The following is a 26,122-nucleotide window of genomic DNA, read 5'->3' on the forward strand; positions in this document are numbered from 1 at the left end:
GCCTACGCCAACTCCCACCCCGACACCGACGCCTACACCAACTCCGACACCTACACCGACTCCGACTCCGACACCCACGCCAACACCGACGCCGACGCCGACGCCGACGCCCACCGGCCTGGCGAAGCACGCGCTGATCGGCTACTGGCACAACTTCACCAACCCCAGCGGCGCCACGTATCCGATCAGCCAGGTCAGCGACGACTGGGACGTGATCGTCGTCTCGTTCGGCGACAACGCGGGCGGCGGCAATGTCAGCCTCACCATCGATCCGGGCGCGGGCACGGAAGCGCAATTCATCGCCGACGTGGCCGCCAAGCGGGCCAAGGGCAAGAAAGTCATCCTGTCGCTGGGCGGGCAAAACGGTTCCGTTTCCGTCGGCAACACGGCCGAAGCGACGAATTTCACCAACAGCCTGTACGCCATCATCACCAAATACGGTTTCGACGGCATCGACCTGGACCTGGAAAACGGCGTGGCGCAAGGCGCGGCCATCCAGACCTATCTGCCGATCGCCGTGAAAAACCTGAAAACCAAGGTCGGCAGCAGCTTTTATTTGTCGATGGCGCCGGAATGGGTGTATGTGGAGGGGGGCTACACGAGCTACGGCAGCATCTGGGGCGCCTACATTCCCATCATCAATGCCTTGCGCAGCGAGCTGACGGTGCTGCACCCGCAGTACTACAACAATGGCGACATCTACACGCCGTACGCCATGGGCGCCATCAAGGCGGGTTCGGCCGACCAGCTGGTGGCCACGGCGCGCATGCTGATCGAGGGTTTTAACTATGGCGGCAATACCTTCGCCGGCTTGCGTCCGGACCAGGTGGGCTTCGGCGTGCCGTCGGGCCGCAGCTCGGCCGGCTCCGGCTTCACGACGAATGCCGACGTCAGCAATGCCCTGAATTGCCTGACGCGCCTGCTCAACTGCGGCACCATCAAGCCATTGCAGGCGTATCCGGACTTCCGCGGCGTGATGACGTGGTCGATCAACTGGGACCGCCACGACGGCTATAACTTCTCCGTGCCGACGAAGAATGTCCTGAAAACCTTGCCGTAAGCGGCATTGCCCGACTGCGCATGCGGGCTTTGCCGCTCACATGCGCAGCAGCGCCGCGCCCAGCACGCGCATCTGCAATGCAATGCCCTGGCGCAAGGCCTCCCCTCCCCCTTGCGTGTGCTTGATGCCATCCATGGCGGCCACCAGCAAGGCGGCCACTTGCGCGGCAGTCGCGTCCACCCGGTGCAGCGCGATGTCGCCTGCCGCTTCGGCCTGTTCCAGCGCGCCGGCCAGCGACGCCACCAAGGTTGCCCGCGCCGTCAAGGTGATGCCGGCAGCCAGGGTCATGTTGGCATCGAACAACTCCTGTCCGTGGGCGCTGGCCGAAATTTCCGCCATCAAGCCTTGCTGGAATGCCAGCAGCGCCGTTTCGATGCACGCAAGAACGGGACGGGGCTCGGCCAGTGCCGCCGCCACGTGCGCCATCACGGTCGCATGGGCCCGTTCGGAGCCGGCGCGGAACACGTCTTCCTTGTTCTTGAAGTGCAAATATAGCGCGGCGCGCGACATGCCGGCCGCCTGCGCGATATCGAGCATGGACGTCTTGCGGTAGCCGTAGCGGCAAAACACGGCCAGCGCCGCATCGAGGATCTGCTGGCTTTTAGGGGTATCGGTTGTCATGCGCGCATGTTGACACTATGGTCATATAGTGTCAACATGACTTTTGGACAAAAACCGTCAAAGTGTCAATCACCTACCCGAACAGGACTGCCATGCACGATTTCAATGCCGCACCGACTGAAGAACAACAGATGGACCTGCTGCGCCACACGGAACGCTGCCGTTTGCGCGCCCTCGTGGCTGCCGATACGGAAGCGGCGCGCGCCCTGCACGCCGACGACTTCCAGCTGATCACGCCCATCGGCAGCATGCTGTCGCGGGAACACTACCTGGGCGCCATCGCCTCCGGCCACATGCGCTATGTGAGCTGGGAACCGGAAGCGATCAGCGTGCGCCTGTACGGCACGGCCGCCGTCCTGCGTTACCAGGCGCAGCTGGAAATCGTCTTTGGCGGACACGCCGTGCCGCGCGCCCGCTATTGGCATATGGATAGCTACGAATGGCGCGATGGGCGCTGGCAAGCCGTCTGGTCGCAGGCGACGGCGGTTGCCTGAACGGGCGTCTTGCATCATTGCAAATGAATGTCTTTCTTGTGATAGTTTTAAACTATAGATGTGGTTGAAATATTTTGCTTCCTTTTGTAAATGAGAATCGTTACTATCTAAATCAAGGATAAGCGAATTCAACAGAAAGGAGCATCCCTTGTTCACTGCCATCAAAACATTCAGCCAGGTTTGCACGCACATGTCGATCGCCTTCGGCCTCGCCTATTTGCTGACGGGCTCGCTGGCACTCGGTGGCCTGGCCGCGATCATCGAACCCGTCATCAACGTGGGCTTGCTGCCCATGCATGAAAAAGCCTGGCACGCGATCCGCCGCCGCTATGCGGCCAGCCGCCTGGGCTTTGCCGCCCTGGCTGGCGAAAAACTGAGCCAGACGGCCATGCACATGGGCGTGGCCTTCGGCGTCATGTACTGGGCCACGGGTTCCATGGCCTTCGGCGGCCTGCTGGCCGTGGTCGAGCCGATCTGCAACGTGATCGTGCTGCCCTTCCATGACCGGTTGTGGGAACGATTTCGTTTTCGTATGGAAAGCCGTGGCGCGGCGCAGCTCGCGGCGCTGTAATCGCCCTTCTTAATTACCCGCCCACACAGGCGGCCGCCTTTGCCCCCACGGCGCCGCCCGCTCCAGCTGGCCGGCCAGGCGCAGCAAGGTTCCATCGTTTGCATACCCGGCCATGAACTGCATGCCGATCGGCAAGCCATCATTGGACATGCCCAGCGGCACGGACATGGCCGGCAAGCCCGCCACGTTGGCCAGCGGCGTGTACGGCGAATGCTCGAACAGGCGCGCCGTCCAGCCCAACCCATCGAGCTGTTCCTGCTGTTCTCCATAGCGCCCCAGCGGCCACGGCACATCCGGCATGGTGGGCGTGAGCAGCACGTCGTACCGGCCGAACAAGGCGCCGGCCTGGCGCGTGACCGTGTTGCGCACGTCGAGCGCGGCGACGACATCGACGGCCGACACCGTCTGCCCGTACCGGTAGCAGGCCAAAGTGGACGGTTCCAGCGTATCGGGCGACACGGCGCGCCCGCTTTCCTGCGCCAGGCCGGCTATCCACGGCACGAGGTTGGCGCACCAGATGCCGGCGTTGGCGTGGACAAATGCTTGCCACGACACGCCCAGCGCGGGCGCCACTTCTTCCACATGGTGGCCCAGGCTTTCCAGCAGGCGCACGGTGTCTTGCAGCGCGGCATCGACGGCAGGCACGGGTTGGGCGCCATTGCAGGCCATGCGCTGCACGGCGATGCGCAGCCGTCCCGGTTCCTGGCTGACCTGCGACAGCCAGCTGTGGCCGGGCGCAGAGGTCACATAGGGTTCGCCCGGCATTATTCCCTGCACGCAGTCGAGCAAGGCGGCGCTGTCGCGCACGCTGCGGCTCACGCCCAGCTGCACGCCCAGGCCGCTGAAGATTTCGTCCATGGCGGGGCCGTTCGAGACCCGGCCACGGCTGGGCTTGAAGCCGAACAGGCCTGTCGAGGCGGCCGGCACGCGGATGGAACCGGCCGCGTCCGTCGCATGGGCCAGCGGCACGATGCCGGCCGCCACGGCCGCCGCCGCGCCGCCGCTGGAGCCGCCCGCGCTCAGGTTGACGTTCCACGGGTTGCGCGTGGCGCCATATAAAACGGGTTCGGTGGTGGTGGCAAACGCCATTTCCGGCGTGCTGGTGCGGCCGAACGTGGCCAGGCCCGCTGCGCGGAACTGCGTCATCAGGTGGGAATCGAACGCGGCGACATGGCCGGCGCCCAGGCGGCTGCCCGCTTCGCTGCGCTGGCCCGCCATCGTGACGGCCACATCCTTGATCAGGAATGGCACGCCGGCGAATGGCGCGGTGTTGTCGATGTCAGTCAAATCGGCCGGCCACAGCTCAACCACGGCATTGATCTGCGGGTTGACGGCGGCGCAGGCGCGCTGGGCCGCGTCCTGCAATTCGGCGGCCGAGACGCGGCCCTCGCGCAGCAGCTGGGCCAATCCTAAGCCATCAAAGCTTGTATATTCATGGAGTTGCATCAGTTAGTTCCTGTAAAAGGTGAAGAATAGAAGTCACAGGAACAACTGTAGGGCTTGCGCTATCATAGCGGAAATGAATAGTTGATATACAAGGTATAGTCATGGACAATTTACGCAAGCTGGACCTGAACCTGCTGCTGACACTGAATGCCCTGTTGATCGAACGCAACGTCACGCGGGCGGCCGCGCGGCTGCACCTGAGCCAGCCTTCCGTCAGCGTGCAGCTGGGCAAGCTGCGCGCGGCCTTCGACGATCCGCTATTGCTGCCCGGCCCGCGCGGCATGCTGCCCACGGCGCGGGCGCTGGCCCTGCTGGCACCGTTGCAAGCCGTGCTGGCCCAGCTGGAACAGGTCTTGCAGCCCGAATCGGCGTTCGATCCCGCCACGGCCCAGGTGCGCTGGAACCTGGCGGCGGCCGACGCCGCCGAGTATGCGATCCTGCTGCCGATGCTGCCGTCCCTGCGCGCGCAGGCGCCGTTGTCGCGCATGGCCGTGTTCGAAGCCGTGCCGGCGCGCATGGAGCACGACCTGGAAATGGGCCAGGTCGACCTGGGTTTCCTGGCGCAGGAAGAAGCGCCGCCCGGCTTGCGCCACCGCACCTTGTTTACCGAGCACTACGTGCTGGCGGGCCGCCACGGCCACCCGCTGCTGCAATCGCCGCCCGACCTCGACCAGTTCTGCGCACTGGAATTCATCGTCGTCTCGCCCAACGGCGGCGGCTTCCGCAGCAACGTCGATACGGCACTGGAAAAGCTGGGGCGCACGCGCAAGGTGGTGCTGTCCGTGCCGCATTTCCTGATCGTGCCGCCTTTGCTGGAAGCGTCCGACATGGTGGCCTTGCTGCCGTCGCGCCTGCTGAAGAATGCGCTGGGCGCGCTGCGCACGTGGGAGCCGCCCGTCGCCCTGCCCGACTACGAAATGGCCATGGTCTGGCACGACCGCATGCATCTGGACCCGGCGCACCGCTGGCTGCGCGAGCGCATCCTGGCCAGCTTGCAGGCACCCCTACACGATTTTCCAGCGTAAAACACCAGGGAAGATTACCTAGTTGTTCGAAAGAACTTCCCAATGTTCGCCGTGGTGACGACTGCGTAAGCTTGCGCGTAATAATAAAGGGTCACCATGAACGCCATTTCCATCCTGCACCGCGGTTCGCGCCGCCCTCCTGCTTCTTCCCCCTCGATGTTCAGCCGGCTTGGCGCGACGGCGGCGTCAGTCACGTCGGCTGAACTGATCAAGCGCGGCGGATACGTCGCCCGCCTGGGCGACTGCGTGGCCTGCCATACCAGCCCGAACGGCGCCGCCATGGCAGGCGGCCTGGAACTCAACACGCCGTTCGGCACCATCTAGGGGGTGTAAGCCGGAACCGCCGAAATGTGTTTTACGACAGACCGTTATCTCCGGTCATTTGCAAGTTATAGCGATGCATTAAAGACGTCAGCCCGTTGCCGATAGCGTCCGCAGGACGTACGCAGACAAGCGCCGGGCCAGCGCAAATCGGCGCGCTGGGCCGGATGGTGTACTATTATTTTTCTGGTATGTAAATTGCTTGTATAAATTAGCCACCACTCTATAAAGGTCTTTGTTCAATGCGCAATCCATGCCGTTCGTTTCTTATGATGTTGGGACTGTTGCTGACAGTCGCGCCTGCTTTGGCTGAAGTCGCGCCCGTCCCGCCTCTGCTTTCAGTTATCCAGTTGCAGGAAGATCTAGCCTTCCTGAAAAAATCGATCCAGAAAACTCACCCGAATGTCGCCTACTCGGCAGATCCGGCGCAGCTAGAGCAGGCTTACGGGAAGCTGGAGCGCCAGCTGCAAACCCCGATGACGCGCGATGAGGCCTGGCGCGTGTTCGGCGCGCTGAACCCCGTGTATAACGACGCCCACCTGCAGGTCTCGATGGGCGACTTCGGTCCGGACGCCGCCGCGCATATGGCTGCCGGAGGCGGCTTTTTCCCGTTCGAGGTGCAGGTCAATGTCAGCGGCGAATTGATCATTCGCGCGGAAGTTGGCGGTGCGCCCAGCGCACTGGCGTCGATGCGGATTGAAACGATCAACGGCGTTCCCGCGCGCCAGGTGACGAGCCAGCTGCTGGCCCTCACCTTCGGCGACAACGCCACGCTGCGCGCAAACCTGCTCTCCGGCCGTTGGTGGCGCTTCTACTGGAAATCGTATGGCACGCCGGCCCGCTTCGACCTGACGCTGGCCACGCCGGCCGGGCCGCAACGCATCACCCGCGCCGCCGTTGCCTTGCCTCCCTCCAAGGACTCCGACTTCAGCAAGGCGTATCACTTCGAGATGCTGCCCGGCGGCGTCGGCTTGCTGACCGTGGGCACTTTCCTGTGGCCAGACAAGGAATTGTTTTATGCGTTTACCAAAAAGGTATTCACGACATTGCGCGACGCCAAGGTGAGCACCCTGCTGATCGATGTGCGTGACAATGGCGGTGGCGACGACGACATGTGGAAAGAGGGTTTGCTGCGCTACCTTGCCGACAAACCTTACCGGCACGGTTCTACCTACGAAAAGAAAGTGATCGAAGGGCGTGCTAGCGGCACCGAAAAGGTCGGCGATATCGTGCACGGTGAAATTGCAACCTGGCACCAACCGGAGTTGGCTAATCCGCTGCATTTTTCCGGCAAGACCTATGTGCTGATCGGCCGCACCACGTATTCCTCGTCCATCCTGTTCATCAACACGATGCAGGACTTCAAGTTTGGCACGCTGGTCGGCGAGAGCGGTTACGCGCGCGCCCGGCAGAGCGGCGGCATCCAGCATATGGTGCTGCCCAACAGCAAATGGGGCGTCATAGTGCCGCGCTTCATTCTCGACCGGCCGTCCGGTGCGCGTACGCCGGAACTGGTCTACCCTGACCTGATCCTGCCCGACAGCCCGCTCGACAAGCGTGCGTTGATCAATGCCTTGCATGCGCGCATCGCATTAGCGAAGCCTTTAGGCGCTAATCCGTAGAGCAAGACTGCCGAAAGTAGTTTCGCGCCGCTGGGCCGAGGTCGAGTGACGGAAATTTCGGCGGTTCCGGCTTACAACCCCATCTACAGCACGAATATCACGCCCGACGGCATGCAGGCGCACTACCTGCACGGCTTGCCCGCCAGGGATGGCGCGGCCGCGCCGCCGAAGAAAACGGCGCCCCTCGTGGCGGCCAGCAACGACGCGCTGTACAACACGCGGGGCGGCCTCGGCTACCTGCAGTTCTGCGCCACCTGCCACCGCCGCTCCATGCACGGCAAGCCGCTGCCCGTGGACGGCCCCGACCTGCAGGCGATGGTCGCCTGCATCGACTGGATGAAGGGCGCCACGCAGGCGGGCGACAAGGTGGCGGGACGCGGCGTGGCGAAGATCGACCGGGCTCTGCTGCCCGATCCCGTGCATGGCAAAAAAGTGTACGCCGAGCAATGCGCCGTCTGCCATGGCGCGAATGGCGAAGGCATCCGTGGCGCCAATGGCGTCGTCGCCTTCCCGCCGCTGTGGGGTGACCGTTCCTTCAACATTGGCGCCGGCATGGCCCGCACCTACACGGCGGCCGGCTTCGTCAAGGCGAATATGGTGATGGGGCACGGCCAGAAATTCCCGCTGGGACAAGGCAACCTGTCCGACCAGGACGCCGTCGACGTGGCCGAATATTTTACCCACATGCCCCGTCCGGACTTCCCCGACAAGGTCAAGGATTGGCCCAAGGGCGGCAAACCCAAGGATGCGCGCTACTGAGGCATGAATTTCCCGGGCGGCGCCCCTTCTGGCCTCCGCCCGCCTGTGATACGCTGCTCGCTCCATCACGCAGGAGCGACGCATGCAGACCGACAGCGGCCAGGCCGACCCATCCGACACCTGGCTGGGCAAGCTGGGGCCCGGCCTGATTACGGGCGCGGCCGATGACGATCCCAGCGGCATCGCCACGTATGCGCAGGCGGGCGCCCAGTTCGGCTTCGGCATGCTGTGGACCGTGTGCCTGACGTTTCCCCTGATGCTAGGTATCCAGGTCATCAGCGCCAAGATCGGCCGGGTCAGCGGCCATGGGCTGGCGACGAATATCCGCCGCCATTATCCGAAATCCTTGCTGTACGCCATCGTCAGCTTGTTGCTGCTGGCCAATGTCATCAATATCGCCGCCGACGTGGCCGCCATGGGCGATGCCCTGACCCTGATCATCGGCGGCCCCACGCATCTGTACGCCGTGGGCTTCGGGCTGCTGTCGCTGTTGCTGCAAGTCTTCATTCCCTATCAACAATACGTGCGCATCCTGAAATGGCTGACCCTGGGCTTGCTGGCCTATGTGGCCACCGTGCTGACCGTGCACATACCCTGGAGCGAAGTGGCGCTGCGCACCGTCTGGCCACAGTTCGCCTGGTCGGCCGCCTCGGTCACCATGATCGTGGCCGTGTTCGGCACCACGATCAGTCCCTATTTATTCTTTTGGCAAGCCTCGCAGGAAGTGGAGGACTTGCAGGCCGATGCCAGCGCACAAGCCTTGCGCCGCGCGCCGGAACAGGCGCCGCGGCAATTCCAGCGCATCAAGATGGACACGGCCATCGGCATGGGTTTTTCCAATCTGGTGGCCTTCTTCATCATGCTGACGACGGCCGTGACCCTGGGCGCGCAAGGCATCACGCACATCGACACCTCCGCCCAGGCCGCGTCCGCCCTGCGCCCCATCGCGGGCGACTTCGCGTTCGCCCTGTTCAGCCTGGGGATCATCGGCACGGGTTTGCTGGCCATTCCCGTGCTGGCCGGCTCGGCCGCCTACGCCATGGCGGGCGCCTTTCACTGGAAAAACAGCCTGGAACTGGCGCCCCGGGCCGCCAAGAAGTTCTACGCCATCATCATCGGCGCCACCATGCTGGGCGCGGCCCTGTGCTTTTCGCCGCTCGACCCCATCAAGGCCCTGTACTGGAGCGCCGTCATCAACGGCGTCATTTCCGTGCCCATCATGGCCCTGATGATGGTGATGGCGTCGCGCCCCGCCATCATGGGCACCTTGACCATTTCGCGCCGCCTGCGGGCGCTGGGCTGGCTGTCGACCAGCGTCATGGCGACGGCCGTGCTGGCCATGTTCGCCACCATGGCGTTTTGATGCGCATCAAGTCCGTGGCTTGAGCATGCCTTCCACGATGCCCAGCACGGTCTGGCGCGGCAGCAAGCGCGGCAGCCATGCCAGCAGGCGGTTGGGACGGCCCGCCACGTGGCTGCTGCGGCCCCGGTCAAGCGCGCGCAGCGCTTCGTCGACGACGGCTTGCGGATCCATGCGCTTGCCCACAGCCGCTTCGGGCGCGGCCACCACGTCAAAGAAGGCCGTTTCCGTGGCGCCCGGGCACAGGGCCAGCACGCGCACGCCGCGGCTGCGGTTTTCCGCCCACAACGCTTCCGAAAACGACAGCACGAAAGCCTTGCTGGCGCCGTAGACCGCCATGTAGGGATCGGGCTGCAGGGCCGCCGTGGACGCCACGTTGATGATGGCGCCCCGCTTTTGCGCCAGCATGTGCGGCAAGGCGCAGTGCGTCAGTTCCATCAGGGCCGTGCAATTGACGGTCACTTCGGCCGCCTGGTGCGCGAGAGGGATGGTCTCGAACCTGCCATGCGTGGCAAAACCCGCATTATTGATCAGCACGTCGGGCGGCATGCCCAGCGCGCAGGCCTGCGCATGGGCGTTCTGTGCGGCGCCAGGCAGGCTCAAGTCCGCCACCAGCGCGTGGGCGCGGATGCCGTGGCGCTTGGCAAGGTCGGCGGCCAGCGTCTCGAGCACGGCGCCGGAGCGGGCCAGCAGCAGCAAATGCGCGCCGCGCGCGGCCAGGGTTTCCGCAAAGACGCGGCCGATGCCGGACGAGGCGCCCGTGATCAGCACGGTCTGCTTGGTGTAGTTGAAGGCGGTCATGGCAAAAGTGTCGTAGTTGAAAGTGTTTTTACTATAAACTGTGGTCTTTAGTCCACGGTCAATAGAAAAACCATGCGTATCGGAGAAATCACCCGCCTGACGGGCGTCAGCAAGGACACGGTGCGTTTCTACGAGCGCCAGGGGCTGCTGGACGAAGCCCCGCAGCCGGGCATGACGAACAACTATAAAGAGTACTCGGCGCAGGCCTTGCGGCGCATCGAGCTGATCGGCCACGCCAAGGCCTTGGGCTTTACCTTGAAGGAAATCGCCGAGGTCATTGCCGTCTGGCAGGAAAATGCGCTCGATGCGGCCACCAAGCGGGCCATGCTGGAAACGAAGATCGCGCAGATCGATGACAAGGCCCGCTCGATGGCCGTGCTGCGGGCCGGCCTCGTCGATGCGCTGGCCAAGGTGGAGACGGGCTGCGACGATGGCGTGGCGGCCGCAAGAAAATTACAAGGATAATCGATGACCTATTACACGCAGTACCGCCACCTGGCGCTCGAGGGCACCAAGCCTGCCCCCACGGCGCAGCAGATCGCCGCCATCGAAACCTTGCTGGAAGCACCGTTGCCGCCCGCCTTCCTGGCTTTCCTGCAAGCGGCCAACGGCGCCTGGTTCGACTACACCACGGACGTGCCGGACGGCAATGGCGGCGTGGAAAAAATGGGTTTCAATACCTTTTTCAGCGCCGACGAGGGCGATTTCTGCGATGAAACCTTGGTCGGCGAAATCCGCGCCGCGCGCCAGCATGCGGACATGCCCGTGAAAATCCTGCCCTTCGCCCGCGATGGCGGCAATTCCATGCTTTACCTGGACTTGACGGACGAAGGCGGCGGCCGCGTGCTGGCCTATGTGCAGGAGTTGCCGGACTGGACGGGCAAGCGCGCCCACGGCCTGATGGAACTGGCGCCCTCGTTCGACGCCTGGCTGGACAGCCTGTACATCGACCGCGACACGGTGCTCGATGAAATCGAACACAGCGTTTCGGAGCCATCGCACCTGGACGCGATGGCGGAATGGCTCGATATCGGCATGCCCGCCTGGCGCCGCGATGCGGGCATCGCCGCCTTGTTTGCCCTGAAACAAGTCGAACTGTGCGCTAACGAACAGGACTAGTCCTACTGGGAGCTTCGACAGTGTCCTATGTGTGTGCGCGGACTGCTGGCTTAACATTGTCATCAGCTTGCAGAAAAAACCACACCCGAAAGGAGTTCCCATGCCTATCCCCACCACCAGTTCCCGCGCGCCCTCCCTGAAAAGCGTCGCCATCGGCGCCGCCGTGGCGCTGCTGAGCGGCATCGCCATCAACAGCATCGCCGCCGCCGCGCCCGGTGCGTACGACAAGCAATTCCTCAGCAAGGCGGCCGACGCGGGCAGCACGGAAATTGCCGCCAGCAAAGTGGCGCAAAGTAAAAGCAGCAATGCGGAAGTGAAGAAATTCGCCGATGCCATGGTCACGGACCACACGAAAGTGGCGGACGAGCTGAAACAGCTGGCCAGCAGCAAGCAGATCGAGGTCAGCGACCAGCCCGGCAAGAAGCACCAGGCGCAACTCGACAAGCTGGGCCGCCTGGAAGGCGCGCAGTTCGACAAGGAATATGCGGCCAGCATCGGCGTGGCGGCGCACAAGGATGCCGTGAAGCTGTTCACGGACGCCAGCCAGAAGGCCAGCGATCCCGACATCAAGGCCTTTGCCGCGAAAACCTTGCCGGCGTTGCAACATCACCTGGAGATGGCGAACGCCCTGCAGGCGTCCCTGGCGAAATAGACGGCCATACCCGGCAATAAACGCATAAATGCTTGCCGTACGTGCTGTACGGCAAGTATTTCCGCACTTGACATACAATGCGGCAACTCAGTTTTTGGCTCCGCCATGACCACATGCAGCTACTCAAGAAAACCGGCCTGATCGCCGCCGCCCTCCTGTTCGCCATTTTGCTGGCAGCCTGGCTATTCATCAAGGTGAGCGCGGCGCGCAATGCCACCGTGTATGCCCAGGAATGGAATGACCAAGGCACGTGCGTGATCAAGACCTATGTGCCCCACTATGGCGACGGCGTGCCGCAGAACATCGTGCGCGCCCTCAGCACTTCCACCTTCTTCCGCGTCTATCACAAGGATGGCACCTTGCTGGAAAGCACCGAATGGGTGCTGGACATGCATGAAGACGGCATTCTCGACCATGCGCGCTGGGGCCAGAACCAGACCCGCGCCATCTACCCGACGGACATGGGCGACGAAGGCTGGACCTTGCCCGAATGCGCGTAACCCTGTAGCAATCAAACGAAAGACTCCCATGCTGCGAGGCCCCTGGAGCGACGCTCCCTATCTTCCCACGCTCCACTATTTCCTCGGCCCTTTCGACGTGTATGACCGCGAAGAAACCATGGGTGTGGAGCTGGACACCTGGGACATGAACGACCCGGTCCAGCGCGCGGCCCTGATACGGCGCGACATCACCTCGCAATACAAGGAACTGAGCTACCGCCACCGCCACGCGCTGGTGGCCGTGCTGGCGCAGGCGCTGCAAGACCCCGCCTACGATTTCCAGGCCATCCTCGAACACGACCCCGAAAGCACGCACGCCCTGCCCGCCATGTGGGATGAAATGGCCGATCCGCGCGCCTTTTTTGCCGATATCTACCGGCTGGTGCAGCAGGACTGGCGCGACGACCTGGCGCGCGCGGCGGCGGAAGACCAATCCACCTGGTAGTGCGGTGCGGATGCCACACTAGCGTATCGATAGCCGGTAGTGGCCTTTCCCCTATGAAAGATCCATTTCGGCAACGTGCGCGCGATGTTGCGAAAACGCCCCACTGAAAAAAAATTTGTTGCACCAGCGCATGCCCGCTGGCATCGCGCTACCATGAACCGTCGGCACTCCCCCACCGCGCCGGTTCCCTGCCGGCATCCCTTGCCGCAATTTGAAGGAGACACTCATGCCCAAGTTCACCCCCGCCCTTTGCCTGGCCCTTATCGTTGCCGCCAGCACGGCCAGCGCTGCCGAAGGCGGCGCCACGCGCGCCGACGCCGAAGCCATGGTCAAGAAAGGCGTGTCCTACATCAAGAGCGCCGGCGACGCCAAGGCATATGGCGAGATCACGGCCAAGGCGCCGCAATTCATCCTGCACGACCTGTACCTGGTCGTGTATAAACTCGACGGCACGGTCGTCGCGCATGGCGCCAACCCGAAAATGGTGGGCAAGAACTTGATCGAACTCAAGGATATCGACGGCAAGGCCTTCGTCAAGGAAAGAGTCGACCTGGCCAAGAGCAAGGGCACGTTCTGGCAGGAATACAAATTCACGAATCCGGAAAACAAGAAGATCGAACCGAAGGCCATGTACTGCGAAAAACTGGCCGACACCGTCGTCTGCGGCGGCATTTACCTGTAGCCAGCCGCCGCGCCGCCAGCGCCGGGATGGTTTTCCGCTCTCTTGACGATATGGGTTCCGATGAAAATCGCACAGAAGATGTTGATCGTCCCGGTGGTTGCGCTGGCTTGCCTGCTGGCCATGGGGGCCTTGTCCTACTTCGCCATGCAGCAAAACGAAAGCCGCATGCGCGACCTGAAAGACGTCACCCTGACGGCCGAGCGGCTTGCCAACCAGCAAGCTATTGCCCTGGGCCAGGTGCATGCCGATGCGTTTGCGAAGATCGCCATCGCCGCCAGCCTGTCGGACGAACAGTTCAAGCAATTCGGCACGCAAACGGATGGCCAGCTCAATGCCATTGCGCAAGGATTGAAGGAACTGCAGAAATTCCCGGGCGCCGCCACGGAAGCGGCCCAGGCCCTGCCAGGCCTTGAGCGCTACCGCGCCAGCGTGGCGCAGGCGCTGGACCTGGCGTCGATGGACCCGAATACGGGCGTGGCGGCGATGCAAAATGCCTCCACGCACTACCAGCAAGTGCGGGGCCAGCTGCGCCAGGTGCTGCAGAATCTCGACCACCGCACCGTCGACGCGCTGCAGGAGACAAAAAATGCGGGCCAGCGCGCCGGCTGGCTGTCGCTGGGCACCATGGCCATCGGCTTTGCCTTGCTGGCCCTGATCGCCACCTGGGTGGCCCGTTCCGTCGTGCGCCCCATCGACGAAGCCTGCCGCGCCGCCGAGTCGCTGGCCGCCGGCGACCTGACCATGCGCATTGAGGCGCAGGGCAACGACGAGGTGGGCAAGCTGTCGCGCGCCCTGGCCACCGTATTGAAAAACTGGAACACCTTATTGGGCGACATACGCCAGGCCGGCTCCACCATCACGGTGGAAGCGAGTGAAATCGCGCTCGGCAATGCGGACTTGTCGGCCCGCACCGAGTCGCAAGCCCATTCCTTGCAGGAAACAGCCTCATCCATGCATGCCCTGACCGATACCGTGAAGGAAAACGCCAGCCATGCGCACCAGGCCAACCAGATGGTGCTGTCGACCTCGAACGTGGCGCTGGAAGGCGGGCGCGTCGTGGGCCAGGTGGTCGAGACGATGGGCTCGATCAAGGCCAGCTCCGGGCGCATCGTCGACATCATCGCCGTCATCGACGGCATCGCGTTTCAGACGAATATCCTCGCCCTGAACGCGGCCGTGGAGGCGGCGCGCGCGGGCGAACAGGGACGCGGCTTTGCCGTCGTCGCCACGGAAGTGCGGGGCCTGGCGCAGCGCTCGGCCACGGCGGCGCGCGAAATCAAGCAACTGATCGAGGATTCCGTGGCCCGCATAGAAACAGGCAGCGAGCTGGCCGACAGCGCCGGGCGCACCATGGGAGATATTGTCGCCTCCGTGCAGCAGGTGACGGAAATCATGAACGACATCACGGCGGCCAGCCAGCGCCAGAGCAAGGGCATCGAGGAAGTCAACAATGCCATCACGGAAATGGATGAATTGACTCAGCGCAATGCCGCCCTCGTCGAGCAATCGGCCGCCGCCGCGCAAAGCATGCAGGACCAGGCGCATGATCTATTGCGCGTGGTCGACGCCTTCCGCCTGGGCGACGGTGGCCCGCCGCTGCTGCCGCGTTAGCGCCGGTGCGGCATGGCGGCCCGGGAACAGGCTTGCATGGCCTTGCCTATTTCGACCAGCGCGGGGTCGGTTTCCCGCCGCAAGACATTACCCATGCGGAATTGTTGATGGTAATCACCGAGTTGCGCGGAATACAGAAAAACCTGATCCCGCCTGCGCCAGATGGCACTGTAGTTGCTGCCGGGAGCGACCGGCATGGCGCCGATGAAATAACTGTAAAGGCCGCTAATCTTCTTCTTGTGCAGCCATTCCATCAATTGCACGATGCGGTACTGTTCCAGCAGGCTCAGTTCGCTGACATTGGCGCCGGACAAGGCGTAATACAGTTCCAGACGGGCCATCCAGTTACCCTTTTCGCCTGCCGCCACCAGCGCATTCCAGGCGGGGCCGGTGCGTACCTTGCCCACTTCATCAGGCGATCCCAGCCAGGCCTCGACGGCTGCCTGGTCCGGCACGGGGCCATAGTAGGCCGGTGCGCGGCAGACGAACTGGCGCGCGTCGGGCCCGTCCTGCGGCACTTCGTCGGCGATGTACCTGGAGATCTTGTCGCCGATGCCCAGCAGGCGCTTGCCATAGCCTTCCAGGGTCCAGCTCGAAGGCAAGCGGCCCAGCCAGGCCAGTGCATCGTCGTTGGCCTGGGCTTCCACCGCATAGGCGGCGATTCTGGCCTGCATTTTCAATTCTTTCTGCTGTTCCGCCAGCTTGAGCGCCTCTTGCTCCTCGTCATAGCGGCTGGTGGTCTTGGCCAGCTTGACGCAATCGAGGAAAGCCTCGGGCGCGCCCTGCCAGCACCGGGCCGGCACCTTCAGCTGCCAGCGCATGCTGACGGTTTTCAAAATATAGTTTTCTTCGCCCTCTTCCCCTTTGAGATAGGCGCGGCCGTCCGCCTTGGTCACGCCCTTTGTCAGTTGCTTGCCGCCCACCGTGCTCCAGGTGTACGGATCATCGTCTTGCGGCACGCCGGGGGCGGCGTACAGGGTCAGGTAGTGGCCGGCGGCGGCCGGCGCATCGGCCGCATGGCACAGCGGCGACAGCAGGGACAAGGTGAGTAAAGTTTTTTTAGGCAACAGTTTCAGCATGCAGCAATCGGTTCAATGAAGTTCGGTATGGCAGGCGCAGTCGTGGCCGCTGGCCGCCTCGGACAGGTTTTGCAAAATGGCGCAGTCTTGCGACGGCTGGGGCTGGTCGCACTGGTGGCGCAGGGTCACCAGTTGCTGCTGCAGGGTTTGCAGGTTCGCCATCTGCTCGGCGATGCGCAGGATATGGTGGTCGAGTAATTCGTTGACGCTCTGGCAGCCTTCGGCGGGATTGTTCTTAAATTCCAGCAAGGCGCGGATATCGGTCAAGCCGATCTGCAAGGAGCGGCAATGGCGGATGAATTGCAGCCGTTCCTGGTGTTCTTCGCGGTATTCGCGGTAGCCGGCGCTGTTGCGCCCCGGTTCCTGCAGCAAGCCCGCCTTTTCATAGTAACGCACGGTTTCCACGTCACAATCTGTCCGTTTGGCCAGTTCTCCGATACGCATGGCATCCCCTTTTCATTCTTTCTTGCAAATTCTCTTGACCCTGTAGCGGCTACAGGGTTTCTAATGGAAGCATACACGAAACCGGAAGGACGAATGCGATGCCGCACGATAGCCACGATCATACCCACGAGCACAAGCACGACCATGAGCACAAGCATGAGCATGCACCCAAGGCGGCCAGTTGCTGTTCCAGCCAGCATGCGTGCTCGTCCACGCCTGCGGCCAATGCCGCGCCAGCCCTGCCCAGCGCTCCCATCGCGGGCGCCAACACGGCCAAATACCGTATCGCCAACATGGATTGCCCCACGGAAGAACGCTTGATCCGCAACAAGCTGGCCAATATGGCGGGCGTCGTGGGCCTCGATTTCAACCTGATGAACCGCGTGCTCGACGTGCATCACACCCTGGCCTCGCTGGCCACGGTGGAAGCGGCCCTGCACGGCATCGGCATGCAGGCCATTCCCATGGAAGCGGACGCTGCCGTCGCGCGCGACCCGAACGAAGGCAATCTGTCCGGCATGCAAAAGGGCTTGCTGGTGGTCTCCGGCCTGGCTGCCGCCGGCGCCGAGGCGCTGGCGTGGACCACGCACGCAGACAGTTCGCCCCTCGTCATCGCCCTGGCCCTGCTGTCGATCGCCACGGGCGGCTGGCCGACCCTGAAAAAGGGCTGGATCGCGCTGAAAACGTTCACCCTGAACATCAATTTCCTGATGAGCCTGGCGGTCTTCGGCGCCATCGCCATCGGCCAATGGCCGGAAGCGGCCATGGTCATCTTCCTGTTCGCCATCGCCGAGTTGATCGAAGGCTTGTCGCTGAACCGCGCGCGCAACGCCGTGCAAAGCCTGATGCAGCTGGCGCCCGACACGGCGACCGTTGCCGACGCCAGCGGCGCCTGGCAGCAAGTATCCGTCGCCACGGTGGCCATCGGCGCGACCATGCGCGTGAAACCGGGCGAGCGCATCGCCCTCGACGGCGTGGTGGCCAGCGGCGAGTCGTCCGTCAACCAGGCGCCGATCACCGGTGAAAGCATGCCGGTGGACAAGGCCGTGGGCGACGTCGTGTATGCGGGTACCATCAATGAACGGGGCTTGCTCGACGTCACCGTGACGGCCAACAGCGGCAACAGCACCCTGGCCAAGATCGTCAAGGTGATCGAGGAAACGCAGGGCAAACAGGCGCCCACGCAGCGCTTTGTCGACAATTTTGCCCGCTACTACACGCCCGCCGTGGTCGTGTTCGCCATTCTGGTAGCCGTACTGCCGCCCTTGCTGCTGGGCCAGCCCTTCATGGCCTGGATCTACAAGGCCTTGGTCATGCTGGTGATCGCCTGCCCGTGCGCGCTCGTCATTTCCACGCCCGTCACGGTCGTCAGCGGCCTGACGGCGGCCGCGCGGCGCGGCATTTTAGTGAAAGGCGGGCAATTCCTGGAAACGGGTTATCGGATCAAGGCCATCGCCGTCGACAAGACGGGCACCTTGACCATGGGCAAGCCGGCCGTCACGGACGTGGTGGCCCTGGAAGGCAGCGACCGCGACGCCATCCTGCTGCTGGCCGCCAGCCTGGACGCCAATTCGGCCCATCCGCTGGCCGCCGCCATCGTCAAGGCGGGTCCGCCCGCCGGCAGCCACTTGCCCGTCACCCAGTTTGCCGCCCTGCATGGACGCGGCGTGCAAGGCAATATCGATGGCCAGACATATTATCTGGGCAATGCGCGCCTGATGACGGAATTGAAGCTCTTGACGCCGGCACTGCAAGCGATTTTGGCGCGGCTGGAACAGCAAGCCTACACGGCCATAGTGCTGGCCACCCCGGCCGGTGCGCTGGGCGTGATCGCCGTGGCCGACGTGCTGCGTCCGACGGCAGCGTCCGCCATTGCCCGCCTGAATGCGCTGGGCGTGACGACAGTGATGCTGACGGGAGACAATTTACTGACGGCGCAGCGCATCGGCGATGAAGTCGGTGTCAGCCTGGTCAAGGCGGAATTGCTGCCAGAAAACAAGCTCGATGAAATCAAGGCCTTGCAGCAGCAGTTCGGCGTGGTCGCCATGCTGGGCGACGGCGTCAACGACGCCCCGGCGCTGGCGCAGGCGGACATCGGCTTTGCCATGGGCGCGGCCGGCAGCGACACGGCCATCGAAACGGCGGACGTGGCCCTGATGGACGATGAACTGGGGAAATTGCCTGAATTCATCAGCCTGAGCCAGCGCACGCGCGGCATCCTCGTGCAAAACATCAGCTTTGCCATCGGCATCAAGGCCGTGTTCTTTGGCCTGGCCCTGGCCGGCACGGCGACCTTGTGGATGGCCGTGTTCGCCGACGTGGGCGCCAGCCTGCTGGTGGTGGCGAATGGTCTCCGCTTGCTGCGTGGCAGCAAGAGCAACTAAATCCTGTCAGAAATATTTCAATCTGGACAATTGCTGTAAAAAACGCTACTTTGGCGCTTGACCTCCACCTTCGCCAAAGTAGCCGATGACCTTCCTGCCCCGTTTGACCCTGCTGGCCACGCTGCTGGCAGGCGCTTCCTTGCACGCCGAACCGATGTTTTTCACGCCCTGCTCCGATACGGCCGCCCCCGGCAGCCTTTGCTCGGGCTTGAACGTGCCTGGCAGCTACGATGCGCAGGGCCGCGCCGTCGGCGACGCGGACGCCATGCACGTCTTCGTGCGCAAGTTTGCCGCCGACGTGCCAGCCGGCAAACCCGCCAAGGGCACGCTGTGGCTGGTGGCGGGCGGCCCCGGCGAATCGGGCGCTTCGTTCTACAGCCTGCTGCCCACCTTGCGCCGCAGCTTTCCCGGTTTCGAATTCCTGATCCCCGACCATCGCGGCACGGGCCATTCGTCGCGCCTGTGCAAGGTGGAGGAATCGGAACAAAGCCCGGGCGGACGCGCGCTGGCCGGCGCCGAATGGGCCAGCTGCTTCAAGGGCATCAATCTGATGCCCGAATACGCGGCGCAGTTTTCCATCACCACGGCCGCGCGCGACTTGAAAGCCTTGATCGAGGGCGAGCGGAGCAAGCGCAAGCGGCCGCCCGTGTATGTATACAGTGTGTCGTACGGCACGCAGCTGGTCTTGCGCACCTTGCAGCTGGGACCGCTGCCCGTCCAGGGCGTCATTTTCGATTCGCTGGTGCCGCCGCAAGCGGATGCGCGCTGGGACTTGAGCCAGCGCTCGCACGTGGTCAACCAGGTCGGCCTGCAGGTGCTGGCCCGCTGCGACGCGGATGCGGCTTGCCATGCGGCATTGGGCGAGCCGGCCGCCACCTTGTACCGCCGCGTGCTGGACAAGGCGCAAGCCGATCCCGCCCTGCTGGCGAAGATCCCCGGCAAGAACCTGAAAAACTTCCTCGGCGGCATGCTCGACGTGCCGGCCGCCCGCGCCCGCATCCCGTATCTGCTGCGCGACCTGGACCAGGGCGGCGAGACGGAACTGGCGGCCGTGCGCGCCACGTTGACGGACGCGGCGGCCGGGCTGGGCAGCTATCCCCAGTCGCCGCTGTCGATTCCGCTGGTCAGCATCATCAGCAATTCGGAAAACAATCTGCAGCCATCGTTGCGCCCCAACTGGACGGCCGCCGACCTCGACCGCGAAGAGGCGGACTTGCTGTTGACCAGTCCCCTGCCCCGCATCCTGCTGGGCGGCGGCTTGCCCACCTACCCGCGCGATGCCTATTTCGGCGCCCTGCCGGCGAAAGTGCCGCCAACTTTGGTGCTGCAGGGAACGCTGGACCCGAAGACGCCATACGCGGGTGCGCAGGCGCAAGTGCAGGCCTTGACGCAGCGCAAGGCGGGCAAGGTGTCGCTGTCCACCGTGCACAACGCCCCGCATTTCATCCTGTGGACGGCGCCCGCCTGTTTCGAACAAGCCAGCGCCCGCTTTATTGCCGGCAAGCAGGCACAGGATTGCACGCTGTAGTTCCCCCACACTATATAGAAGAGGACGATATGCGCATCACAGGCCTGGCATTGCTGTTGTTAACTTGTATCGGCACGGCGCAGGCGGCGCCCGCCTCGCCGTCCATCTGCGCCTCGCCTGCGCAAGCCGTGCGCGAACAGGGCTATGTGCCCATCAATGGCATCGGGCAATGGATCACCGTCACGGGCGCCGCTTGCGGCAATCCCGTGATCCTCTTCATCCATGGCGGCCCCGGCAATGCCTTGAGTCCGTTTGCGGACGCCATCTATGCGGGCTGGGAGCGCCACTACACGCTGGTGCAATGGGACCAGCGCGGCGCGGGCATGACATATGCGAAACAGCGGCCCACGGACGACGTGCCGCTGACGGTGGAACAGATGCGCGACGACGGCATCGCCGTGGCCCGCTATCTGCAGCAGCGCCTGGGCAAGGACAAGGTCATTTTGATGGGCAGTTCCTGGGGATCGATCCTGGGCGCGCACATGGCCAAGGCGCAGCCGGACCTGTTCCACGCGTACATCGGCACGGCGCAAGTGGTCAATGCGCGCGACAACGAGAGCGGCATGTACCGGGAAGTGCTTGCGCTGGCGCAAGCAGCCGGCGATAGCGCCACGGTGAATAAACTGACGGCGCTCGGTGCGCCGCCATGGACCGATCCGCGCAACTTCGGCATCCTGCGCCGCTTCGACCGCAAATATGAGGGATTGGCAACGGATGCGCCGCCGAAGCACTGGTGGCAGCCGGCGCCGTTCTATGCCACGCCGCAAGCGCTGGCCGCCGCCGAGGCGGCCGATGATTACTCGTACATCCAGTTCATCGGCCTGCGCGGCGACGGCATGTTTGCCAAGGTCGACCTGCCCGCGCTGGGCACGCGCTTCGACTTGCCCGTGTTCTTCATCATGGGCGAAGCGGACCTGCTGACCTCGCCCGCCATCGCGCGCACCTACTTCGACAGCATCACGGCGCCGGCCAAGGGTTTTACGGTGGTAAAACGCGCCGGCCACGATCCCAACCAGGCCGTGCTGGACGCCCAATGGACAGTCTTGCGCGACCAGGTGGCGCCGCTGCTCGGTCGTTGAGCACTTAAACCGCGCGGCGCGCCCGCAGATGCAGGTGGCGGATGGTGGCAGCGGCCGCCATCAGGATGGCGGAAGCCGTGGCCAGCACAACAATAAATGCCTTGTCAAAGGCCGAGCGGGCCAGTTCCGACACTTGCAAGCCCAGTTCGGCCGGCAATTGCTCGGCGGCCAGCAGCGCCGCGTCGAGGGTGTCGTGCGCGTTCGGCAACAGGCCCGCGCTTTCCGGGATCACCAGGGTGGCGCTGTAGACGGCCGACATGATGGTGCCCAGCACCGTCACGCCGATCACAGCGCCCAGCTCGTACGACACTTCCTCGATCGAGGCGGCCATGCCGGCTTGCTGGGGAGCAACGTTGAGCATCACGGCGCTCGATGCGGCCGTCATGACGGCGCCCAGGCCCAGGCCCAGGATCACCAGGCTGGCCACTTGCGCCGAGACGGCGGCGTCATGCAGCAGCAGATACGACGCCATGCCGATGCCGGACAGCAGCAGCGAACCCCACAGGACCTTGGCCTTGTCGGCGCGCGGCAGCATGAAACCCGTCAGCGGACCGGCAAACACGGACGCCAGCGGCAGCGGCAACAGCAGCAAGCCCGCTTCCAGCGGCGACAGCTCGCGCACCAGCTGCATGTGCTGGCTCAGCGCCAGTTCCATGCCGATCAGGGCGGCGGACGCCACCATGGCGGCGGCCACGGCGCTGGAAAACGGCAGTTCGCGGAACAGGGCGAAGTCGATCAGCGGCTTGGACTGGCGCTTCTGGCGGCGCACGAACTTCAGCATGAAGAAGGCGCCCACGGCGAACGAGGCGGCGGCCAGCGCATACGAGGGCTGCGACTTGCCTAGCTCCTTGATCGCATACACGCCGCCAAGCAGACCCATCATGATTTGCAGCGAGCCCTTCAAGTCCCACGGCTTGTCGCGGTTACCGGCCCGTTTCGGCAGGACGACGGTGGCCAGGACCAAGGTCAACAGCACGATGGGCACGTTGATCAGGAAGACGGAACCCCACCAGTAATGTTCCATCAGGAAACCACCGAGCACGGGGCCGAACGCGGCGCCGCCGGAGGCAATCGCCGCCCACACGCCGATGGCGAACGAACGCTCGCGGTTGTCCGTAAAGGTCAGGCGGATGATGGACAAGGTGGCCGGCATCATCAGCGCGGCGCCGACGGCCAGCAGCACGCGGGCAAAGATCAGCCATTCCGCGGCAGGAGAAAACGCGGCGCACAGCGAGGCGACGCCGAACACGGCCAGGCCGGCAAGGAAAACGGGTTTGTGGCTCAAACGGTCACCGAGGGTGCCGAGGCCGGGCAACAGACCGGAGACGACCAGCGCGTAGACGTTGATGATCCACAGTTTTTGCGAGGAAGTGGCCTGCAAGTCGCGCGTCAGCGCGGGCAAGGCGGTGTAGAGCACGGTCATATCGACCACGATCAGGAACAGGGCGCTGGAGACGATGGCCAGCGTCAGCCATTTTTTCATTGGATGCATAAACAACTCATGGATTTTAGTGTAACTTTTAACAACTATCGGTTTGGATGAATTTGGTACTGCGCAAATATTTACGTTCCAGGCTGCCACGGGCCTGGGCTTGTCGGGGGCGGCGGGCGTCAGCCACGGTCGCCATCCTTGTCATCCACGGCGGCACTCGTTGTGGTTGCGTCAAGTTCGCGCAGCATGACGACGGACACTTGCTTGAAGCCGCGGCCCTGGAAGAATTGTTGTGCCGTCAGGTTGTGCGCGCCGCATTCGAGGAACAAGCGGGCGATGCCGTGGCTGCGCAGCTCGTCGGCCACCCACTCCACCAGCAAGCTGCCGATGCCGCTGCCGCGCACGGAAGGCAGCAAGACCAGGTCATCCAGCGCGGCGAACGATTTCGAGGCGCGCTGGCGCGTATCGATGGACACCAAGGCCATGCCGACGATGGCGTCGCCTGCGGTGGCGACGGCCAGCAGGGTCGAATCGCCATGCGTCCAGTCGTGCGACAGGGCGGCGCGGATTTCGCCGCGTATGACTTCAGGCAAGTCCGCGCGCCAGTTGCCGGGCGCGTCGGCCCGTTCGCCCTGCAGCTCCGAATGGGAGATATAGTCGGCGCTGACGTTATCAAGGTAGAGCTTGCACAGCGCATCTTCGGCGGTGGCGTCGTGACACCAGCTGAAGCTGATGGCGGGGGTATGGACTTGGGCGTTTTTCATGGCGGATCTCGTGTTATTGAAGTAGTAAAAGCATTTTATGTCGCCCCTGAATGGCATTCAAGTTAAAATCCATCTGTAAAACAGATAGGTTGATGCCATGCAATGGACTTTGGAACAAATGCGTTACTTTGAAGCAGCTGTCGCGGCCGGTTCTTTCTCGGGCGCGGCGCGCCGGCTGGGCCGCGCGCAATCGGTGGTCAGCACCTCGATCGGCTTGCTGGAGGCGGAATTCGGCGTGGAACTGTTCGACCGCTCGCGCCGCAGCGCCGTGCTGACGGAAGCGGGCAAGGTGATGCATCTGGAAGCGTGCGAACTGCTGCGCCAGGCCGAGCGCTTGCAGCTGCGCGCCCAGCTGCTGAGCGAGGCGCCGGAAGCCCAGCTGACCCTGGCGCTGGACGAAGCCCTGCCCTACCTGGCCATCGGCACTTTGGTAAAAGAGCTGGCGGCGCGCTATCCGGCGCTGGAACTGGTGATGCTCAACGCCACGGCGTCCGAAGTGGCGCAATACGTGGAGCAGCAGCAAGCCGACGTGGCCTTCCACTTCGACCGCGGGCCGATTTCTCCCGTGCTGGAACAGCAGCACATCGGCAGCGTGGCGCAAGGCGTGTTCGTGGCCAAAGGCCATCCGATGGCGCATGGCCAGGAAGTGAGCCGCAACGAGCTGACCCGTTACCGCCAGCTGATCATGGATTCCGAGCTGAACCGCGAACACGCCTTCAGCCCCGCCGTCTGGTTCTCCGACAGTTTTTACAGTATTGCGGAAATGGTCGCGGACGAGCTGGGCTGGGCGATTCTGCCCTTGAACATCGCCAATTACGACAATTACAAGGGGTATCTGCAGGAAGTACCCTGCCCTGCCCTGGCTTTATCCAGGCTGCCGGTGCGGCGGCTGTCGATACATGGGAAAAAGCTCAGCGAGACGAGTTTGTGGCTGACGACGAGGCTGGCGGAGTTGCTGGCGGATGGGCCGCGGGGGTGATTAGTGGCCATGGTGGAGCTTGACGACGCCGGCGGCGAAAGCTCCACCAAGATGCTGGCATGGAAAGTCGGCGCCAGCCTTTGAATTGTAGAACTTCATTCGAACGATTGATATCAGCCCAATTCATTTAAAATCAAATTACCAGCAAGGCATGAAATTATGAAGATAAGCTGCGACTATGCAAGAGAAGTTGAAATTGCGGTGGAATTTCCAATGTCAATACTATGCGAATATAATGGCCATGACAATTTAGATGTGACGCTCGATGACAATATAATATATCTGATTAATGAGGCCTTGAGAAAATCCGGAGTATATGTAAAAAACTCAGCAATGAAGACATATTATTCCGAGAAAAATGAAGAAATTCTAAGTTATCAACTGACATTGATCGTTCGGCCACCAGGATTTGACTTATATTGCATTGTGAATGACTTGACTCAGGAGAATTTTCATCAAGGATTATGTATTAAACTACAATCTCAGCATCATGGTTTTAGAATAGTATATGCGGAATCTGCAGTCGGATGAGGCTGAACTGAGCATTGATGTATTTCCGAGGCCTGAGTTCAAGAGCAAGCTCACCTGCAGGTCGTTCTCTACCCAGGCTTCATATGTCAGGAAGGATTGCAGCATGGATTTCGATTGGCATGGCAGTACCATCACCCGGCACACGGTCATTGACGCCAACTACAGGAACACCCAAAACGTCAGGCGCTTCCTGCTTGCCCAGTGCGGGCCAAAGTTCAAGCTTGACCGTGAATTCATGGCCTGGATCGGCGATGGCGCCGTCAAAAACATGGGCGATGTCGCGGATGAATGGATGCGCCGACATAATCAAGCCGGTGATGCGTAAATAAAAAATATTGATAAGCACTGAAAGCGTTACATGATGCACTCAACCGTCGTAAGCAGCTGGTTCGCCATGGCAAAAGATGATGCCGTGGAAATCGATCCCGACGATATCAATTACGAAGCCCGAACCAATATGTGGAGCTTTTCGCCCACGGACGAGGAAACGCCGCAGATTCATGCGGCCGATATCGTCGCCTTCATCGGCCAGGTGATCGCGGCGCGGCGCAGCGCGGTCCAGGGCGAGGACATGCTGTTCTATTGCTGGCACGATGCGCAATGCCGGCAGTTGCGCTACAGCCTGGTGTCGCGCTCGCACGGCCGGCTGCCGTTTCGTTGCGCGCTGCAGGAAACGCAGGATTTATCTCTGATCGCCGAACGCGTGGTGAACGGGGACTGGCGCAACGAGGATTTCATGCAGGCCCCGTCGGAGGACGGCGATGAGCAAGTGCCGTTCGTCCTGCCCGTGTTCGTGGTGCCAGTGCCGTAGGA

27 protein-coding genes and 1 pseudogene are annotated in these 26,122 nt (G+C 63.0%); 21 read left to right on the plus strand and 7 right to left on the minus strand.

The window, feature by feature from the left end; translation table 11 throughout:
* Nucleotides 1-1,060 (plus strand): chitinase (locus tag AC07X6_RS17280; protein WP_494791773.1); only part of this gene is annotated, 1,060 nt, incomplete at its 5' end.
* A gap of 36 nt (nt 1,061-1,096) precedes the next feature.
* On the opposite strand, the gene AC07X6_RS17285 is transcribed toward AC07X6_RS17280, so the two are convergent.
* Nucleotides 1,097-1,681, minus strand: coding sequence for a TetR family transcriptional regulator (locus AC07X6_RS17285; protein WP_494791774.1), 585 nt, complete (start codon nt 1,679-1,681; stop codon nt 1,097-1,099).
* 92 nt (nt 1,682-1,773) lie between these two features.
* On the opposite strand from AC07X6_RS17285, the gene AC07X6_RS17290 reads away from it, so the two are divergent.
* Entirely contained in the window at nt 1,774-2,175 is a 402-nt protein-coding gene (locus AC07X6_RS17290; protein ID WP_494791775.1) for a nuclear transport factor 2 family protein, read from the plus strand.
* Nucleotides 2,176-2,323: 148 nt separating this feature from the next.
* A complete protein-coding gene (locus tag AC07X6_RS17295) occupies nt 2,324-2,746 on the plus strand; it encodes a DUF2061 domain-containing protein (protein WP_230537817.1) in 423 nt (140 codons plus the stop codon).
* A gap of 9 nt (nt 2,747-2,755) precedes the next feature.
* Here the strand turns inward: AC07X6_RS17295 and AC07X6_RS17300 are convergent, their stop codons facing one another.
* Nucleotides 2,756-4,192 (minus strand): amidase, encoded by a 1,437-nt coding sequence (locus AC07X6_RS17300; RefSeq protein ID WP_494791776.1) that lies wholly within the window; start codon nt 4,190-4,192, stop codon nt 2,756-2,758.
* Between the two features lie 101 nt (nt 4,193-4,293).
* Here AC07X6_RS17300 and AC07X6_RS17305 point away from each other — a divergent pair, with 101 nt between their 5' ends.
* The 5 genes and pseudogenes from AC07X6_RS17305 to AC07X6_RS17325 all read left to right on the plus strand — a co-directional run bounded on the left by AC07X6_RS17305 (nt 4,294) and on the right by AC07X6_RS17325 (nt 9,282).
* The gene (locus AC07X6_RS17305) at nt 4,294-5,217 is read left to right on the plus strand and encodes a LysR family transcriptional regulator (RefSeq protein ID WP_494791777.1); all 924 of its coding nucleotides are present in this window, start codon (nt 4,294-4,296) and stop codon (nt 5,215-5,217) included.
* 96 nt (nt 5,218-5,313) lie between these two features.
* On the plus strand, nt 5,314-5,541 hold the full coding sequence (locus tag AC07X6_RS17310) for a hypothetical protein (protein ID WP_494791778.1): 228 nt from the start codon (nt 5,314-5,316) through the stop codon (nt 5,539-5,541).
* Nucleotides 5,542-5,807: 266 nt separating this feature from the next.
* Entirely contained in the window at nt 5,808-7,160 is a 1,353-nt protein-coding gene (locus tag AC07X6_RS17315) for a S41 family peptidase (RefSeq protein WP_494791779.1), read from the plus strand.
* 255 nt (nt 7,161-7,415) lie between these two features.
* Nucleotides 7,416-7,919 (plus strand): annotated as a pseudogene (locus AC07X6_RS17320) (c-type cytochrome); the annotation flags it as partial.
* A gap of 82 nt (nt 7,920-8,001) precedes the next feature.
* Entirely contained in the window at nt 8,002-9,282 is a 1,281-nt protein-coding gene (locus AC07X6_RS17325) for an NRAMP family divalent metal transporter (RefSeq protein WP_494791780.1), read from the plus strand.
* A 6-nt stretch (nt 9,283-9,288) separates the two neighbouring features.
* On the opposite strand, the gene AC07X6_RS17330 is transcribed toward AC07X6_RS17325, so the two are convergent.
* Nucleotides 9,289-10,080 (minus strand): SDR family NAD(P)-dependent oxidoreductase, encoded by a 792-nt coding sequence (locus AC07X6_RS17330; protein ID WP_494791781.1) that lies wholly within the window; start codon nt 10,078-10,080, stop codon nt 9,289-9,291.
* A 72-nt stretch (nt 10,081-10,152) separates the two neighbouring features.
* Here AC07X6_RS17330 and AC07X6_RS17335 point away from each other — a divergent pair, with 72 nt between their 5' ends.
* The 7 genes from AC07X6_RS17335 to AC07X6_RS17365 all read left to right on the plus strand — a co-directional run bounded on the left by AC07X6_RS17335 (nt 10,153) and on the right by AC07X6_RS17365 (nt 15,089).
* Nucleotides 10,153-10,545 (plus strand): MerR family transcriptional regulator, encoded by a 393-nt coding sequence (locus tag AC07X6_RS17335; RefSeq protein WP_230537831.1) that lies wholly within the window; start codon nt 10,153-10,155, stop codon nt 10,543-10,545.
* 3 nt (nt 10,546-10,548) lie between these two features.
* Nucleotides 10,549-11,199 carry an SMI1/KNR4 family protein gene (locus AC07X6_RS17340; protein ID WP_494791782.1) on the plus strand — a complete coding sequence of 217 codons (651 nt, stop codon included), beginning with the start codon at nt 10,549-10,551 and terminating at the stop codon, nt 11,197-11,199.
* A 100-nt stretch (nt 11,200-11,299) separates the two neighbouring features.
* On the plus strand, nt 11,300-11,851 hold the full coding sequence (locus tag AC07X6_RS17345) for a DUF4142 domain-containing protein (RefSeq protein WP_494791783.1): 552 nt from the start codon (nt 11,300-11,302) through the stop codon (nt 11,849-11,851).
* A 113-nt stretch (nt 11,852-11,964) separates the two neighbouring features.
* Nucleotides 11,965-12,351 carry a hypothetical protein gene (locus AC07X6_RS17350; protein ID WP_230537841.1) on the plus strand — a complete coding sequence of 129 codons (387 nt, stop codon included), beginning with the start codon at nt 11,965-11,967 and terminating at the stop codon, nt 12,349-12,351.
* A gap of 28 nt (nt 12,352-12,379) precedes the next feature.
* Nucleotides 12,380-12,796, plus strand: a complete 417-nt coding sequence (locus tag AC07X6_RS17355; protein WP_474291222.1) for a hypothetical protein — start codon at nt 12,380-12,382, stop codon at nt 12,794-12,796.
* 226 nt (nt 12,797-13,022) lie between these two features.
* Complete coding sequence (locus AC07X6_RS17360; protein ID WP_230537857.1) at nt 13,023-13,478, plus strand: cache domain-containing protein; 456 nt, start codon at nt 13,023-13,025, stop codon at nt 13,476-13,478.
* A gap of 60 nt (nt 13,479-13,538) precedes the next feature.
* A complete protein-coding gene (locus AC07X6_RS17365; protein ID WP_494791784.1) occupies nt 13,539-15,089 on the plus strand; it encodes a methyl-accepting chemotaxis protein in 1,551 nt (516 codons plus the stop codon).
* Here the strand turns inward: AC07X6_RS17365 and AC07X6_RS17370 are convergent.
* A complete protein-coding gene (locus tag AC07X6_RS17370; RefSeq protein ID WP_494791785.1) occupies nt 15,086-16,168 on the minus strand; it encodes a hypothetical protein in 1,083 nt (360 codons plus the stop codon). The genes AC07X6_RS17365 and AC07X6_RS17370 overlap by 4 nt on opposite strands.
* Nucleotides 16,169-16,180: 12 nt before the next feature.
* On the minus strand, nt 16,181-16,612 hold the full coding sequence (cadR, locus tag AC07X6_RS17375; protein ID WP_034787498.1) for a Cd(II)/Pb(II)-responsive transcriptional regulator: 432 nt from the start codon (nt 16,610-16,612) through the stop codon (nt 16,181-16,183).
* A 98-nt stretch (nt 16,613-16,710) separates the two neighbouring features.
* Here cadR and AC07X6_RS17380 point away from each other — a divergent pair, with 98 nt between their 5' ends.
* From AC07X6_RS17380 to AC07X6_RS17390, 3 genes are all read left to right on the plus strand, one after another.
* Nucleotides 16,711-18,996 (plus strand): heavy metal translocating P-type ATPase, encoded by a 2,286-nt coding sequence (locus tag AC07X6_RS17380; protein WP_494791786.1) that lies wholly within the window; start codon nt 16,711-16,713, stop codon nt 18,994-18,996.
* Nucleotides 18,997-19,081: 85 nt separating this feature from the next.
* Entirely contained in the window at nt 19,082-20,524 is a 1,443-nt protein-coding gene (locus AC07X6_RS17385) for an alpha/beta fold hydrolase (protein ID WP_494791787.1), read from the plus strand.
* 29 nt (nt 20,525-20,553) lie between these two features.
* Nucleotides 20,554-21,603 (plus strand): alpha/beta hydrolase, encoded by a 1,050-nt coding sequence (locus AC07X6_RS17390; RefSeq protein ID WP_494791788.1) that lies wholly within the window; start codon nt 20,554-20,556, stop codon nt 21,601-21,603.
* Between the two features lie 4 nt (nt 21,604-21,607).
* Here AC07X6_RS17390 and AC07X6_RS17395 read toward each other — a convergent pair whose 3' ends face one another.
* Together AC07X6_RS17395 and AC07X6_RS17400 are read right to left on the minus strand one after the other, a co-directional pair.
* Nucleotides 21,608-23,086: an MFS transporter gene (locus tag AC07X6_RS17395; RefSeq protein WP_494791894.1), complete on the minus strand. Its 1,479-nt coding sequence runs from the start codon at nt 23,084-23,086 to the stop codon at nt 21,608-21,610.
* A gap of 128 nt (nt 23,087-23,214) precedes the next feature.
* Nucleotides 23,215-23,799: a GNAT family N-acetyltransferase gene (locus AC07X6_RS17400; RefSeq protein ID WP_494791789.1), complete on the minus strand. Its 585-nt coding sequence runs from the start codon at nt 23,797-23,799 to the stop codon at nt 23,215-23,217.
* Between the two features lie 97 nt (nt 23,800-23,896).
* Here AC07X6_RS17400 and AC07X6_RS17405 point away from each other — a divergent pair, with 97 nt between their 5' ends.
* The 3 genes from AC07X6_RS17405 to AC07X6_RS17415 all read left to right on the plus strand — a co-directional run bounded on the left by AC07X6_RS17405 (nt 23,897) and on the right by AC07X6_RS17415 (nt 26,120).
* The gene (locus tag AC07X6_RS17405) at nt 23,897-24,778 is read left to right on the plus strand and encodes a LysR family transcriptional regulator (RefSeq protein WP_070254474.1); all 882 of its coding nucleotides are present in this window, start codon (nt 23,897-23,899) and stop codon (nt 24,776-24,778) included.
* Nucleotides 24,779-25,412: 634 nt separating this feature from the next.
* A complete protein-coding gene (locus AC07X6_RS17410; RefSeq protein WP_230537889.1) occupies nt 25,413-25,634 on the plus strand; it encodes a DUF6434 domain-containing protein in 222 nt (73 codons plus the stop codon).
* Nucleotides 25,635-25,667: 33 nt separating this feature from the next.
* Entirely contained in the window at nt 25,668-26,120 is a 453-nt protein-coding gene (locus AC07X6_RS17415; RefSeq protein ID WP_494791790.1) for a hypothetical protein, read from the plus strand.
* Nucleotides 26,121-26,122: the final 2 nt, after the last annotated feature.

This window comes from Janthinobacterium sp. GW460-12-1-14-LB5, from assembly GCF_059423585.1.

Excerpts from the sequence above, each read along its gene's own strand:
- AC07X6_RS17285 (WP_494791774.1), bottom strand. The coding sequence starts at position 1,681 with ATGACAACCGATACCCCTAAAAGCCAGCAGATCCTCGATGCGGCGCTG.
- AC07X6_RS17290 (WP_494791775.1), top strand. The coding sequence starts at position 1,774 with ATGCACGATTTCAATGCCGCACCGACTGAAGAACAACAGATGGACCTG.
- AC07X6_RS17300 (WP_494791776.1), bottom strand. The coding sequence starts at position 4,192 with ATGCAACTCCATGAATATACAAGCTTTGATGGCTTAGGATTGGCCCAG.
- AC07X6_RS17305 (WP_494791777.1), top strand. The coding sequence starts at position 4,294 with ATGGACAATTTACGCAAGCTGGACCTGAACCTGCTGCTGACACTGAAT.
- AC07X6_RS17310 (WP_494791778.1), top strand. The coding sequence starts at position 5,314 with ATGAACGCCATTTCCATCCTGCACCGCGGTTCGCGCCGCCCTCCTGCT.
- AC07X6_RS17315 (WP_494791779.1), top strand. The coding sequence starts at position 5,808 with ATGATGTTGGGACTGTTGCTGACAGTCGCGCCTGCTTTGGCTGAAGTC.
- AC07X6_RS17325 (WP_494791780.1), top strand. The coding sequence starts at position 8,002 with ATGCAGACCGACAGCGGCCAGGCCGACCCATCCGACACCTGGCTGGGC.
- AC07X6_RS17330 (WP_494791781.1), bottom strand. The coding sequence starts at position 10,080 with ATGACCGCCTTCAACTACACCAAGCAGACCGTGCTGATCACGGGCGCC.
- AC07X6_RS17335 (WP_230537831.1), top strand. The coding sequence starts at position 10,153 with ATGCGTATCGGAGAAATCACCCGCCTGACGGGCGTCAGCAAGGACACG.
- AC07X6_RS17340 (WP_494791782.1), top strand. The coding sequence starts at position 10,549 with ATGACCTATTACACGCAGTACCGCCACCTGGCGCTCGAGGGCACCAAG.
- AC07X6_RS17345 (WP_494791783.1), top strand. The coding sequence starts at position 11,300 with ATGCCTATCCCCACCACCAGTTCCCGCGCGCCCTCCCTGAAAAGCGTC.
- AC07X6_RS17350 (WP_230537841.1), top strand. The coding sequence starts at position 11,965 with ATGCAGCTACTCAAGAAAACCGGCCTGATCGCCGCCGCCCTCCTGTTC.
- AC07X6_RS17355 (WP_474291222.1), top strand. The coding sequence starts at position 12,380 with ATGCTGCGAGGCCCCTGGAGCGACGCTCCCTATCTTCCCACGCTCCAC.
- AC07X6_RS17360 (WP_230537857.1), top strand. The coding sequence starts at position 13,023 with ATGCCCAAGTTCACCCCCGCCCTTTGCCTGGCCCTTATCGTTGCCGCC.
- AC07X6_RS17365 (WP_494791784.1), top strand. The coding sequence starts at position 13,539 with ATGAAAATCGCACAGAAGATGTTGATCGTCCCGGTGGTTGCGCTGGCT.
- AC07X6_RS17370 (WP_494791785.1), bottom strand. The coding sequence starts at position 16,168 with ATGCTGAAACTGTTGCCTAAAAAAACTTTACTCACCTTGTCCCTGCTG.
- cadR (WP_034787498.1), bottom strand. The coding sequence starts at position 16,612 with ATGCGTATCGGAGAACTGGCCAAACGGACAGATTGTGACGTGGAAACC.
- AC07X6_RS17380 (WP_494791786.1), top strand. The coding sequence starts at position 16,711 with ATGCCGCACGATAGCCACGATCATACCCACGAGCACAAGCACGACCAT.
- AC07X6_RS17385 (WP_494791787.1), top strand. The coding sequence starts at position 19,082 with ATGACCTTCCTGCCCCGTTTGACCCTGCTGGCCACGCTGCTGGCAGGC.
- AC07X6_RS17390 (WP_494791788.1), top strand. The coding sequence starts at position 20,554 with ATGCGCATCACAGGCCTGGCATTGCTGTTGTTAACTTGTATCGGCACG.
- AC07X6_RS17395 (WP_494791894.1), bottom strand. The coding sequence starts at position 23,086 with ATGAAAAAATGGCTGACGCTGGCCATCGTCTCCAGCGCCCTGTTCCTG.
- AC07X6_RS17400 (WP_494791789.1), bottom strand. The coding sequence starts at position 23,799 with ATGAAAAACGCCCAAGTCCATACCCCCGCCATCAGCTTCAGCTGGTGT.
- AC07X6_RS17405 (WP_070254474.1), top strand. The coding sequence starts at position 23,897 with ATGCAATGGACTTTGGAACAAATGCGTTACTTTGAAGCAGCTGTCGCG.
- AC07X6_RS17410 (WP_230537889.1), top strand. The coding sequence starts at position 25,413 with ATGGATTTCGATTGGCATGGCAGTACCATCACCCGGCACACGGTCATT.
- AC07X6_RS17415 (WP_494791790.1), top strand. The coding sequence starts at position 25,668 with ATGATGCACTCAACCGTCGTAAGCAGCTGGTTCGCCATGGCAAAAGAT.